This window comes from Pseudomonas sp. V88_4 (assembly GCF_029967985.1).
Taxonomy (GTDB): domain Bacteria; phylum Pseudomonadota; class Gammaproteobacteria; order Pseudomonadales; family Pseudomonadaceae; genus Aquipseudomonas; species Aquipseudomonas glycinae.
The window spans coordinates 13,743-26,142 of sequence record NZ_JASCAF010000006.1 but is presented as its reverse complement, the minus strand read 5'-3'; the positions used below and the strand labels follow the sequence as shown (position 1 = coordinate 26,142).

Sequence of the window (12,400 nt, the reverse complement as noted above, 5' to 3'; positions counted from 1 at the left end):
ACGGAGGGATGGCCCTGGCGGTTTTTCGCGAGAGGCGTCCCCCGAGGTTCCATAAAAACAACAATCGGAGACCGATCCCATGAGCCAGGAACTGCGGCTTGTCCGGCGCATCACGCTGAAACTGATTCCCTTCCTGATCCTGCTGTACCTGATCGCCTATGTGGATCGCTCCGCCGTCGGCTTCGCCAAGCTGCACATGGGCGCCGACATCGGCATTGGCGATGCCGCCTATGGCCTCGGCGCCGGGCTGTTTTTCATCGGCTACTTTCTGTTTGAGATCCCCAGCAATTTGATGCTCGAACGCTTTGGCGCGCGGCGCTGGTTTGCGCGGATCATGATCACCTGGGGCGCGATCACCATTGGCATGGCCTTCGTTCAGGGCCCGCACAGTTTCTACGTGATGCGCTTTCTGCTCGGCGCGGCGGAGGCGGGGTTCTTTCCCGGCGTTCTGTACTACATCACTCAGTGGTTCCCGGTGCGTCATCGCGGCAAGATCCTCGGGCTGTTCATCCTCTCTCAACCCATCGCGATGATGATCACCGGCCCCGTGTCCGGCGGCCTGCTTGGCATGGACGGCATCCTCGGTCTGCACGGCTGGCAGTGGCTGTTCATCGTCATCGGCACCCCGGCGATCCTGCTGACCTGGCCGGTATTGCGCTGGTTGCCGGACGGCCCGCAGCAAGTGAAATGGATGGACCAGGCCGAGAAGGACTGGCTGACCGGTGAGCTGAAAAGGGACCTGCAGGAATACGGCCAGACCCGTCACGGCAATCCGCTGCATGCGCTGAAAGACAAACGTGTGTTGCTGTTGGCGCTGTTTTATCTGCCGGTGACCCTGAGCATTTATGGCCTGGGCCTGTGGCTGCCGACCCTGATCAAACAGTTTGGCGGCAGTGATCTGGTGACCGGTTTTGTGTCATCGGTGCCGTACATTTTCGGGATTATCGGCCTGCTGATCATTCCGCGCAGTTCCGACCGTTTGAATGATCGCTATGGTCATCTGGCGGTGCTCTATGTGCTGGGCGCCATGGGCCTGTTCCTCAGTGCCTGGCTGTCGCTGCCGGTGGCGCAACTGGCGGCGTTGTGTCTGGTGGCGTTCGCGCTGTTTTCCTGCACAGCGGTGTTCTGGACGCTGCCGGGGCGGTTCTTTGCCGGTGCCAGTGCGGCGGCCGGGATTGCCTTGATCAACTCGGTGGGCAACCTCGGCGGCTACATCGGCCCGTTCGTGATCGGCGCCTTGAAGGAATACACCGGCAACCTCGCTTCGGGCCTGTACTTCCTGTCCGGGGTGATGGTGTTCGGGCTGATTCTGACGGGCGTCGTCTATCGCGTGCTGGAGCGCAAGCATGTACTGCCAGTCGACCAATTTGCAGCGAGTGCACGGGGTGCCACTCGAACCTGAATGATCGGCGCTATCCCTTGTGGGAGCTGGCTTGCCAGCGATGACGTCAGCACATTCAGCATTGATGTATCTGACAGATGGTTATCGCTGGCAAGCCAGCTCCCACAGGGTCTTGGGGTGTTTCGAAGGCTTGTTTACAGGAGAGGATTTATGCATCTGGTTCAATTCGAATTGAGTAGCGGCGAGCGCCGTGTCGGGGTGGTCGAGGACGGTCTGGTGCGTGAAGTGCAGGATGCGCGCACGGTTCGTGATCTGGCCCTGGCCGCGATCGAGGCCGGCAACACGCTCGCACAGCAAGTACAGTCCCTTGGCCTGGGCATCAGCCACGATTACGCCGAACTGCTGGCCCAACTGCGCATCCTGCCACCACTGGACCACCCGGACCCGGCGCACCTGTTGGTCAGCGGCACCGGCCTCACGCACCTGGGCAGTGCCTCGGCCCGGGACAAGATGCATCAGCAGGTCGGCGACGAAGCGAAGATGACCGACACCATGCGTATCTTCAAATGGGGCGTGGAGGGCGGCAAACCGGCGGCGGGGCAGGCCGGGGTGCAGCCGGAATGGTTCTACAAGGGCGACGGCAGCATCGTCGTGCGTCCTGGCCAGCCATTCCCGCTGCCGCCGTTTGCCGAAGACGCCGGCGAGGAACCGGAGATGGCCGGCCTCTACGTCATCGGCCACGACGGCAAGCCGTATCGCCTGGGGTTTGCGGTGGGCAACGAGTTCTCCGATCACGTCATGGAGCGCAAGAATTACCTGTACCTGGCCCACTCCAAACTGCGCAGTTGCAGCTACGGCCCGGAACTTCGCACGGGTGAATTGCCTCAACACCTGGCGGGCACCAGTCGTATCCTGCGCGACGGCGAAGTGCTGTGGCAAAACGAGTTCCTCAGCGGCGAGGCCAACATGTGCCACAGCCTGGCGAACCTCGAGTACCACCACTTCAAGTACCGCCAGTTCCTGCGCCCGGGCGACGTGCATATTCACTTTTTCGGCACCGCGACCCTGTCGTTCGCCGATGGCATTCGCACTCAACCGGGCGACGTGTTCGAAATCAGCCAGTCCGAATTCGGCGCACCGCTGGTCAACGGCATCGACCCGGTCGCAGCGGCATTCGAATCGGACAGCATCGGCACCCTTTAAGGAGATCCCATGACTCAGATTCTCGGTCACAACTACATCGGCGGTCGTCGCAGCGCGGCGGGCAACGTCAAACTGCAAAGCGTCGACGCCACCACGGGCGAAGCACTGCCCCACGATTTCATTCAAGCCACGGAAACGGAAGTGGACGCTGCCGCCAAGGCCGCTGCGGCGGCGTATCCGGCGTATCGCAGCCTCAGCGCCGAACGCCGCGCGCAGTTTCTCGATGCGATTGCCGATGAGCTTGACGCGCTGGGCGATGACTTCATCGCCGTGGTTTGCCGCGAAACCGCACTGCCTCCCGGACGGATTCAAGGTGAAAGAGGGCGTACCAGCGGCCAGATGCGCTTGTTCGCCAAAGTGCTGCGGCGCGGTGATTTCTACGGTGCACGCATCGACCTGCCGTTGCCGGATCGTCAGCCGCTGCCGCGTCCGGATCTGCGCCAGTACCGCATCGGCCTCGGCCCGGTGGCGGTGTTCGGTGCGAGCAATTTTCCACTGGCATTCTCCACCGCCGGCGGTGATACCGCGTCGGCGCTGGCGGCCGGTTGCCCGGTGGTGTTCAAGGCCCACAGCGGTCACATGGCCACCGCTGAACTTGTCGCCGATGCGCTAATCCGTGCCGCAGAAAAAACCGCGATGCCCGCTGGCGTGTTCAACATGATCTACGGCGGCGGTGTCGGCGAATGGCTGGTCAAACATCCGGCCATTCAAGCCGTGGGTTTCACCGGTTCGCTGCGAGGCGGACGGGCGCTGTGTGACATGGCCGCCGCGCGGCCTCAGCCAATCCCGGTATTTGCCGAGATGTCGAGCATCAACCCGGTGATCGTGTTGCCCCAGGCTTTGGCCGTGCGTTCGGAAACCGTCGCCCGCGATCTGACCGCGTCGGTGGTGCAGGGCTGCGGTCAGTTCTGTACCAATCCGGGTCTGGTGATCGGTATCCGTTCGCCACAGTTCACCGCATTCGTTGAGCAAGTCGCGGCGCTGATCGGTGATCAACCGGCGCAAACCATGCTCAATGCCGGAACGCTGGGCAGCTACGGCAAAGGCTTGGAAAAACTCTTGGCCCACGCCGGCATCGAGCATCTGGCGGGCAATCCGCAGCAGGGCAATCAGGCGCAGCCGCAGTTGTTCAAGGCCGATGTCAGCCTGCTGATCGATGGCGATGAAGTGCTGCAGGAAGAAGTGTTCGGCCCGACCACGGTGATCGTTGAAGTGGCTGACAAGGCGCAGCTGAGCGCGGCGTTGCAGGGCCTGCATGGGCAACTGACGGCGACGATTATCGGCGAGCAGGCGGATTTCGAGCGCTTCCCGGAACTCACGCCATTGCTGGAGCAAAAGGTCGGACGGATCCTGCTCAATGGTTATCCGACCGGTGTCGAAGTCTGTGACTCGATGGTTCACGGCGGGCCGTACCCGGCGACCTCCGATGCTCGCGGCACTTCGGTGGGTACGTTGGCAATCGATCGTTTCCTGCGCCCGGTGTGCTTCCAGAATTACCCCGACAGCCTGCTGCCGGAGCCGCTGAAGAACGCCAACCCGCTGCGTATTCAGCGGCTGGTCGACGGCAAGCCATCGCGCGAAGCCCTCTAAGCCCCATGCCATGATCGTTCCCACGGGGAGCGTGGGAACGATCAAGAGCGGGGCTTTGAGCTATCATTGCCCCTTTCCCCCTGAAAGACATGATTGCCATGACTGCCGTAACCGACTCCCTTCTCAACGCCCTCGAACACTGCGGTATGGTCGAAATCGACGGCCTGCACGCTTTCGAATTCGCCCTCGACGAAGACGACAACCTGCACATCGAATGCATCGATGGCCGAACAGCCAAGCACTGGGAATTCACCCCGGCTCAGGTGACGGCGGCGACGTTTGATGAAGACCTGCAGAGCTGGCTGATCGTCGGTTTTTCCAGCGATACCAAGACCGTCGGCGAACACCGTCTGGTGTGCCTCGGGGATGTACTGAGCAGCGCCGACGACGAGGATGAAGCCGAATGAACATGCGTAAATTCTGGCCATTGCTGATGGCCGGCAGCGTCGGCGCGATGGGACTTTCCAGTGCCTCGGCCGAGAGCTTCCAGTTTTTGGTGGGCTCCTACACCGCCGGCACCAGTCAAGGCATCTACCGGATGAACTTCGACAGCGCCACCGGACAGATCGACGCCAAGCCGCTGCAAGTGATCAAGAGCGAAAACCCGTCGTGGCTGACCCTGTCGAAGGATCAGCGCCGGTTGTTCGTGGTCAACGAAAACGGCCCAGGCCAGCAAGATCCGGTCGGCCGTGTGAGCAGCTACGCCATCGATCCGAAGACCTACGCGCTGACCCTGATCAATCAGGTCCAGAGCCTGGGCAACGAGCCGACCCATTCGAGCCTCAGCGGCGACGCCAGCCATCTGTTCGTCAGCAACTACTCGGTGGTTGAAGATCCGGGCGGCACCCTCGCGGTATTGCCGGTGGGCAGCGACGGCAAGCTCAAACCGGTGGTGCAGATGAGCGCGCACCCGGCGAGCCGGGTCAATCCCGAGCGTCAGGCCTCGAACCACGTGCACTCGACGGTGTCCTCGCCGGACGGCCGTTACGTGTTCTCCAATGACCTGGGTGCGGACAAGGTCTTCATCTACCAATTCGACCCGAAAGCCAACCCGGACCTGCCGCTGACCCCGGCGAAAACCGCGTCGGTGCAACTGCCAGCCGGCAGCGGCCCGCGTCACCTGTTGTTCAGCGCGGACGGCAACCATGCCTGGCTGACCATGGAAATGAGCGCTCAGGTCGCGGTGTTCGACTACAAGGACGGCGTGCTGACCCAGACGCAACTGGTCGATCTGGCGGCCGGCCAGCCAACCTCGGACAAAGCCGCCGCCGCGCTGCACGCGTCCGCCGATGGCAAATTCCTCTACGTCAGCAACCGTGGTACCGCCAATCAGCTGCTGGTGTTCGCCATTGACCCGGCCAGCGGCCAGCTCAAGGAGCTGCAGCGACGTTCGGTGGAAGGCGATCACCCGCGCGAGTTCAGCCTCGATCCAAGCGGCAAATTCCTGCTGATCGCCAACCAGAAGAGCAACCAGATTGTCGTGGTCGAGCGCGACGGCAAGACCGGTCTGCTGGGCAAAACCGTGCAAAAACTGCCGATGGACGCCCCGAGCGATCTCAAGTTTCTTGTGCGTCAATAAGCCGCAGGCCCCGGTCTGCGGGGCCTGAAGCTTTGTATTAATCCTGCTGATAACAGGTAATGTTGCAAAGCATTTCAAGCGATCAACCCTCGAGCGTTAAGTTTGCTTCACGGCCCAACCGGGCAAGCCAGCCAACTGAACACGAGGGTTACCGCCATGAACTTCAATCTCTTCTCCGTAATTGCCGCTTCCGCCATCTCCGCTACCGTGGCTCTGCCAGCCAGCGCCAACGTTGAAATCAGCGACAAAAAAGCCCACACCCAGAGCTACACCCAGAAATACCTGCAACAAAGCGCCAACTTCTACGCCGCGCTGGATCACAAAGCTCAACACTGAAATTTCCGTCACGCCCTGGAACTGCCCAAGGCTGCGATCCTTTGATCTTGTTTCCCAAAAAGCAAAATCAAAAGATCGCAGCCTTGGGCAGTTTTTTGTCTGCGCAACGACCGGCGATAGCGATTTTCAAACGGCGAGATAGACCGGCTAAATAATCAACGAAGCTGATGGTTACTATGGAAAACCCTGAGTGGTTACCCCGGCTTTTTTGATCGATTCTGTGGACCTCGAAACATTGTCCACGGAGCACACATCATGGCCAGTTCAATCATCACTTCCGCCAAACGCGGCGCCTACCTGGCCATCGGTCTGTACCTGGTCATGGTGTTGTTCGTCAGTCTGGCGTCGCAGTCGCAACACAGCTTCGAAGCACCGATCGACGTCGCCCATCCTGGCATCCAGTTCGAACTTCGCTCGCAAAACGCGGCGGTCGGCTCAACTGAACTCGCGGGAGTCGGCGGAGCATGAAAGGCTACAGACTCTGGGTCATCGCCGGGCTGGCGTTCATGACCAACGGTGCTTCCCTGTTGGGATTCGGCCAGGGTTCGGTCGGCGGACTGGCCCGGGCCATAGAGGCCAACCACAGCATTGCTCACAACATCGAACGGGCCAATGCGCTGGGGCTTCTGGCCGGCAACCCACCAGTGAAAACCCACAGCGGTTTTCTCGGCCCGTTCGAAGTGGATTGCTCGGCTATAGGCATGTGTGAAGTGCTGGCGTAACGCGCCTACTTTTTCATGATGCCGGTGAACAGCTCCGATTCCAGAAACCGCTGCAACCAGGCCTGCAACCGCACGTAAGGCGTCTGTGCAAACCAGTCACGATCAACGTGAGCAAACTGGCGAACGAACGGCAACAGCGCGATATCGGCCAGGCTCGGATGCCCGGCCAGCAAGTAATCGCGACCCTCGAGCAACTCATCCAGTTTCTGCAAGAACAGAGCACCTTCCGCCCGATAAACCTCCATCGGCTGTTCCGGATAGCGCTCGGCGTACTTGTAGCGATTCAGGTGAATCTTGAATACGCGATCGTTGGCTTCGATCAACTCGGCGATCCTTGAATCACCACCCAGCAACCAGTCATCCGGATCATTCTGCGCCAGCGCCCAGCGCATGATTTCCAGGCTCTCATCGATCACCTGACCGTCCGCATCCAGCACCGGCACCGTGCCCTTGGGCGAGATCGCCAACATCTGCGCCGGTTTTGCTTTCAGACTGACTTCGACGATCTCCACCGGCACGCCCGAATAACGCAGGGCCATCCGTGCCCGCATCGCGTACGGGCAGCGGCGGAAGGAATACAGCGTGTTCATTTCACCTCCAGTGTGCTCAGACCGTTGCCCTGGCGCTGTACCTGAATCTGCACCGGAATCCGCTCGTGCATTTCCTGCACGTGGGAAATCACCGCGACCTTGCGCCCCTGCGCCTGCAAGCCGTCGAGGGCGTCCATGGCCAGTTGCAGGGATTCCGGATCGAGACTGCCGAAGCCTTCGTCGATGAACAGCGATTCGATCTTCAACGTGCTCGACGCCATCGAGGCCAGGCCCAGGGCGAGGGCCAGCGACACGAGGAAGGTTTCGCCGCCGGACAACGAATGCACCGAGCGCAGTTCGTCGCCCATTTCGGTGTCCATCACCAGCAGGCCGAGCATGCTGCCGCCGCGCTTGAGGCGATAGCGCTTGACCAGTTGCCGCAGCTGCACGTTGGCGTGATGCACCAGCAAGTCGAGGTTGTAGGCCTGGGCGATCTTGCGGAAGGTGTCGCCGGTGGCCGAGCCGATCAGCGCATTGAGCCGCGCCCAGCGCTGATACTCGGCATAGGCATCGGCGATCTGCTGCGCCAGCGCCTGATTGGCGTTCTGGCGCCGCTGGTCTTCGGCCTGCTCGGCGCGCAGTTCGGCACATTGCTGTTCGCTGGCCGTGCACTGGTTTTGCAGGTCGGCGAGGGCGCTGGCGAGTTGTTCGGCATCCAGATTGCCGTTGTGTTGGGCCTGATGATCGCGCAGGCGCTGATCGCGTTCCTGCAACAACACCTTGGCCTGTTCAACGGCTTTTTCGTTGTGCTGCAAGCGCTGGCGCAGTTCGTCGACCTGCGCGTCATCGATCCGCAGTAGCTCTTCGAGGCCACCGTCATCCAGTTCCGGATGGCGCCCACGCCAGTCGGCAATCTTGCCGGCCAGATCACGATCTTCGGTTTCCAGCGCTTGCAGACGCTCTTGCTGCGCTTTCAGTTCGGCGGCGATTTGCACCCGCTGCGTACGTGCGTCCTGCAACGCCTGAGTCGTCGTGGATTCGGCGTTGCGCGCCTGCTCCACGGCCTGTTCCAGTTGCTGCTGCCAGTGCTCGGCGCAGCTGTGATCGCCCAACAATTGCGCCAGTTTTTCCTGGCTGGCCTGTTGTTGCGCGGTCAGCGAGTTGAGCTGCTGCTCAGCGTTTTGCAGCTGCTGCACACGGCCCTGTTGGCGGTCCTGTTCTTTCTCGAGCGTCTGCTGGCGTTGTTGCTGTTCGGCCAGCTCTTCCTTTTGCTGATCGACTTGCGCCAGACGTTCGGCGATCTGCCGGTCAAGCTGCATGAAGGTCGCAGCCGGTTCAGCGCGCAAGGCATCGAGGGTGTCGCTCGGCAGCAGTGTGGCAAACGCTGCGAGTTCTTCGTCCAGGCGCTGGCGGTCAGCGCTCAGCTCACGTTGCTGATTGCTCAGGTGCTGGGTCGCTTGCTGGTGTGCGGTCTCGGCCTGACGCAATTGCTGAGTCAGGCGCGCCGCCTCCTGTTGCAGCGTGAGCAAGGCGGTCTGGCGCTGTTCGTCCTGGGTGATGCTCTGATTCAGTTGTTCATTCTGGCGGGTGAGCCACGCAGTGCGTTTGTCAGTGTCCTGATTCAGCAACGATGTCGCGAGCGGATGTGCCTCGATGCTCGGCGTCAGCGCCTGCTGCTGGGCGGCCAGTTGTTCCTGCTGTTGCAGCAGTTCCTTTTGCCGAGCAATCACCCCACCGACATCAGCGCGCAGCTCGGTGAGTTTTTCCTTCAGTTGATCGACGGCTTGCTGCGCGCTGGCCTGCTCGCTTTCATCGTGACGGCCGAGGCTTTGCAGCAGGGCTTCCGGCTGGTGATACGGGTGCTCGTTGCTGCCGCACACTGGGCACGGCTGGTCGTCCTGCAACTGCGCGCGCAACTCTTCGACACTGGCACTGCGGGCCAGACGCTGGCGTTCGAGCAGTTCGCGGGTGACGTTGAGGGTCTGTTCGGCGACGGTCAGCTCGGACTTGGTTTTCACCCCGTCCTGAGTCAGGCGCTCGCGCTCCTGTTGCGCATCGAACTGACGCTGTTGCAGTTCGGCACTGCGCTTGTCCAGCTCTTGCTGACTGGCCCACAGGCGCGTCAGGTCTTCGATGGCGCGCAGTTGCTTGCGATTGTCCTGCAACAGAGTGCCGAGGATGCCAATCTGTTCGGCGACGGCGTCCGGTTCGGCACCGGCCTCCTTGAACAGCACTTCCAGCTGCTGCTTCTGCGTGGCGAGCGCTTCGGTGGCGCGGGTGGCGTTTTCTTCGAGGGACGCCAGTTCGCTTTGGCCCTTGTTCAATCGATTGCCGATCAGCATCAGTTGCTGCAAGCGGTCGCGGTAGGCATTCCACGCTTCGCTCAACGGTGCCAGATGAGCGCTTTGCTCAAGATCGGTGGCGATGTGCTGCAAGCGTTCGGCGACCTGTTTTTGCTGATCGAGCAGGGACTGGATCGTGCTTTGGCCCTGAGTGCAGGCCTGCTCTGCGGCGTGCTTCGCTTCGGCGCCGGACGCAACGTCCTTGGCGAGGCGGGCGAGGGTGCTTTGCTCCTCGAAAGCCTGGCGCAATAGTGGGGCGCTTTCGCTCAACTGCGTTTGCGCCTGGGTCAGGGCGATCTGTGCGGCGGCGAGATCCTGTTCCAGTCGCGTCTGGCGCTCAGCCAGTTCGCCTTGTTGCCGGGTGTGCGCATTGATCTGTTCCGCCAATGGCGTCAGTTGTGCATCCAGTTCGGTTTTGCGGGCGAACTGGTGCCGTTGCGGGGCGAGCTGTTCCAGGCGGGTGAGCTTCAGACGCTCACCGGCCAGCGACTCCCGTTCGTGCTCGGCGCTGCGCAGTTGTTCGGCGGCGGCTTGTTGCGAGTCTTGCAGCCGCAGCAGCTCCTTGAGCCAGTCGTGCTGTTGCTCGATCTGCTTGAGCTGCGCCTGCTGCAACTTCAGTTGTTGCTGGACGGCGTTGAAGCGCTCGTCCAGCTCCGCGCGGGCCTCAGGGGCCAGCGGAGTCACGCCGGTGGCCTGATCCTGCAACTGCTTGTGGGCTTCGCGGGCCTCTTTGGTCTTGTCGAACGCGCGGCGGCCGAGGCGGGTGTAGAGCGCGGTGTCGGTGAGCTTTTCCAGCAGTTCGCTGCGGTCGTTGTCATCGGCCTTGAGGAAGGCGCTGAACTCGCTCTGGGCCAGCAGCACGGCGCGGGTGAACTGTTCGAAGTTCAGGCCCAGTGCGGCTTCGAGCTGAGTCTTGTACTCGCCTTTCTGGCTGGCGAGCAGTTGATCCTGATCGATGTCGCGCAGGCTCTGACGGCTGGCCTGCAACTTGCCACCCGCCTTTTCCCGGGCGCGGTTGGCTTCCCAGCGCGCGCGATAGCGACGGCCATCGACGCCGACAAAATCCACTTCGGCAAAACCTTCACCGGTGCCGCGACGCAGCAGGGTGCGCGGGTCACCGGTGGCGATTTCGCCGTCGGCGTCCGGCACCTTGGCGTCACGCCCGGTGTTGTTCAGGCGTGGCACGGCGCCGAACAGCGCCAGGCACAAGGCATCGAGCAGAGTGCTTTTACCGGCGCCGGTCGGGCCGGTGATCGCGAACAGGCCGGCGCTGGCCAGCGGTTCGGCGGTGAAGTCGATTTCGAAAGGGCCGGCCAGCGAAGCGAGGTTCTTCAAGCGAATGGCGAGAATCTTCATGGCTGCTCGCCCTCCATTTGTACGTCTTGCAGCAGTTCGGCGAAGTCCTTGAGGGTTTGCTCGTCGACCTCGTTGCCGTAATTGTCGAGCCAGGCGCGGCTGAACAATTCCTGCGGCGTGAGCTGGTCCAGCTCGATCAGCGCGCTGCTGTCCTCGGCGCCGTCAGCGCCACGGTTGCCAGCGTATTCGGCGGCGATCCGCACCAGTCGCACAGCCTTGCCTTGCAGGGCGCTTTCGACCTGATGGCGCAGATCCGGTTGCGGCTCGTCGAGGCGCACCCGCACTTCCAGCCACGGTTGGCGCTGGGTTTCGGCCAGGAGGTCGATGTTCGGCAGGTCCGCCAGTTGCAGCAGAATTTCGGCCAGCGGCGCAGGGCCGAGGCGCTGCAAGTTTACGGAGCGGGGGATCAGCATAGGCTCGACGCTGACCAGGGTTTCGCCGTCCAGAACGACGTCGAGAACCTGGTGCTGATAACTGATTTCTGAAAACGACAACGGAATCGGCGAGCCGCTGTAGCGAATCCGTTCTTCACCGTTGACCTTCTGCGGCTTGTGCAAATGGCCGAGGGCGACATAGCTGATGCTTGGCCCGAACAGGCTGGCAGGCAGGGCTTCGGCGTTGCCGATGATCAGGCTGCGCTCGGAGTCTTCCGACACCGAGCCGCCGGCCATGTGCGCGTGGCTGATGGCGACCAATGCCTGACCCGGCTGACGCTTGGCATTCGCCGCTTCGATCAGCCATTCATGCACCTGGCCAATGCCGCGCAGATAGTTGTCGCCCAGATGCGCGCCGGTCACTTCGGCAGGCCGCAGGAACGGCAGCGCCAGGCACCATGCAGCGATTTCACCGGTGGCGTCCGGCAGCGGCAACAGCAGGCGTTCCGCATCCAGCTGCCCGTCGTCCAGCCACAACACCCGGCCCAGCGCATGGGTACGCAAACGCCGCATCAACGGCGCCGGCAGTTCGATCCGCGAGCCGGAATCGTGGTTGCCGGCGATCATCACGATGGTCAGCAACGGCTGTTGTTCGTGGGCGCTGACGATGAAATCGTAGAGGCGTTCCTGGGCTTTGACCGGCGGATTGACCGTGTCGAAGATATCGCCGGCGATCAGCAGCACGTCCGGCTGCGCCAGCTTCAATTGGCGCAGCAGCCACTCGAGAAAACAGGCGTGCTCGAAATCGCGCTCCTGGCCGTGCAGGTTCTGCCCAAGGTGCCAGTCGGAGGTGTGAAACAGACGCAAGGCTGACTCCGCAATATAAAGAGGTGATGGCCGCCGGAATGAGAGGGCGGCGAAAGAGGGGAGAGTTTACAGATTATTGCGCCAGGAGGGCTGACCGGGGCCGGGGACGTCAGCTAACGAGTATGTAACGGGGTCATGACCGTTCGTCGGCAACGCTGG

Annotated in this window: 11 protein-coding genes; 8 read left to right on the top strand and 3 right to left on the bottom strand. The window is 61.9% G+C overall.

Annotated features, from left to right (window positions below; all coding sequences use genetic code 11):
• Positions 1-79: 79 nt before the first annotated feature.
• The 8 genes from QLG12_RS06245 (at position 80) to QLG12_RS06210 (ending at position 6,772) form a co-directional block, all read left to right on the top strand.
• Complete coding sequence (locus QLG12_RS06245; RefSeq protein ID WP_197868048.1) at positions 80-1,402, top strand: MFS transporter; 1,323 nt, start codon at positions 80-82, stop codon at positions 1,400-1,402.
• A 150-nt stretch (positions 1,403-1,552) separates the two neighbouring features.
• Positions 1,553-2,545 (top strand): AraD1 family protein, encoded by a 993-nt coding sequence (araD1, locus tag QLG12_RS06240; protein ID WP_282474138.1) that lies wholly within the window; start codon positions 1,553-1,555, stop codon positions 2,543-2,545.
• 9 nt (positions 2,546-2,554) lie between these two features.
• Entirely contained in the window at positions 2,555-4,135 is a 1,581-nt protein-coding gene (locus tag QLG12_RS06235) for an aldehyde dehydrogenase (NADP(+)) (protein ID WP_282474137.1), read from the top strand.
• A gap of 98 nt (positions 4,136-4,233) precedes the next feature.
• On the top strand, positions 4,234-4,542 hold the full coding sequence (locus QLG12_RS06230; RefSeq protein ID WP_236195423.1) for a DUF5629 family protein: 309 nt from the start codon (positions 4,234-4,236) through the stop codon (positions 4,540-4,542).
• Entirely contained in the window at positions 4,539-5,714 is a 1,176-nt protein-coding gene (locus QLG12_RS06225; protein ID WP_282474136.1) for a lactonase family protein, read from the top strand. The genes QLG12_RS06230 and QLG12_RS06225 overlap by 4 nt, the downstream gene beginning before the upstream one ends.
• A 156-nt stretch (positions 5,715-5,870) precedes the next feature.
• Entirely contained in the window at positions 5,871-6,050 is a 180-nt protein-coding gene (locus tag QLG12_RS06220) for a hypothetical protein (protein ID WP_064380406.1), read from the top strand.
• Between the two features lie 255 nt (positions 6,051-6,305).
• On the top strand, positions 6,306-6,518 hold the full coding sequence (locus QLG12_RS06215; protein ID WP_236195421.1) for a hypothetical protein: 213 nt from the start codon (positions 6,306-6,308) through the stop codon (positions 6,516-6,518).
• On the top strand, positions 6,515-6,772 hold the full coding sequence (locus tag QLG12_RS06210; RefSeq protein WP_197868041.1) for a hypothetical protein: 258 nt from the start codon (positions 6,515-6,517) through the stop codon (positions 6,770-6,772). Before QLG12_RS06215 ends, QLG12_RS06210 begins: the two co-directional genes overlap by 4 nt.
• A 5-nt stretch (positions 6,773-6,777) precedes the next feature.
• On the opposite strand, the gene QLG12_RS06205 is transcribed toward QLG12_RS06210, so the two are convergent.
• The 3 genes from QLG12_RS06205 to QLG12_RS06195 are packed head-to-tail and all read right to left on the bottom strand — an operon-like array spanning position 6,778 to position 12,241.
• Positions 6,778-7,362, bottom strand: a complete 585-nt coding sequence (locus QLG12_RS06205; protein ID WP_197868040.1) for a glutathione S-transferase — start codon at positions 7,360-7,362, stop codon at positions 6,778-6,780.
• Positions 7,359-11,000: an AAA family ATPase gene (locus QLG12_RS06200; protein ID WP_282474135.1), complete on the bottom strand. Its 3,642-nt coding sequence runs from the start codon at positions 10,998-11,000 to the stop codon at positions 7,359-7,361. Before QLG12_RS06200 ends, QLG12_RS06205 begins: the two co-directional genes overlap by 4 nt.
• Positions 10,997-12,241, bottom strand: a complete 1,245-nt coding sequence (locus QLG12_RS06195; RefSeq protein ID WP_282474134.1) for an exonuclease SbcCD subunit D C-terminal domain-containing protein — start codon at positions 12,239-12,241, stop codon at positions 10,997-10,999. Before QLG12_RS06195 ends, QLG12_RS06200 begins: the two co-directional genes overlap by 4 nt.
• Between the last annotated feature and the right edge of the window lie 159 nt (positions 12,242-12,400).

Excerpts from the sequence above, each read along its gene's own strand:
- QLG12_RS06235 (WP_282474137.1), top strand. The coding sequence starts at position 2,555 with ATGACTCAGATTCTCGGTCACAACTACATCGGCGGTCGTCGCAGCGCG.
- QLG12_RS06205 (WP_197868040.1), bottom strand. The coding sequence starts at position 7,362 with ATGAACACGCTGTATTCCTTCCGCCGCTGCCCGTACGCGATGCGGGCA.
- QLG12_RS06245 (WP_197868048.1), top strand. The coding sequence starts at position 80 with ATGAGCCAGGAACTGCGGCTTGTCCGGCGCATCACGCTGAAACTGATT.
- araD1 (WP_282474138.1), top strand. The coding sequence starts at position 1,553 with ATGCATCTGGTTCAATTCGAATTGAGTAGCGGCGAGCGCCGTGTCGGG.
- QLG12_RS06215 (WP_236195421.1), top strand. The coding sequence starts at position 6,306 with ATGGCCAGTTCAATCATCACTTCCGCCAAACGCGGCGCCTACCTGGCC.
- QLG12_RS06230 (WP_236195423.1), top strand. The coding sequence starts at position 4,234 with ATGACTGCCGTAACCGACTCCCTTCTCAACGCCCTCGAACACTGCGGT.
- QLG12_RS06200 (WP_282474135.1), bottom strand. The coding sequence starts at position 11,000 with ATGAAGATTCTCGCCATTCGCTTGAAGAACCTCGCTTCGCTGGCCGGC.
- QLG12_RS06225 (WP_282474136.1), top strand. The coding sequence starts at position 4,539 with ATGAACATGCGTAAATTCTGGCCATTGCTGATGGCCGGCAGCGTCGGC.
- QLG12_RS06220 (WP_064380406.1), top strand. The coding sequence starts at position 5,871 with ATGAACTTCAATCTCTTCTCCGTAATTGCCGCTTCCGCCATCTCCGCT.
- QLG12_RS06210 (WP_197868041.1), top strand. The coding sequence starts at position 6,515 with ATGAAAGGCTACAGACTCTGGGTCATCGCCGGGCTGGCGTTCATGACC.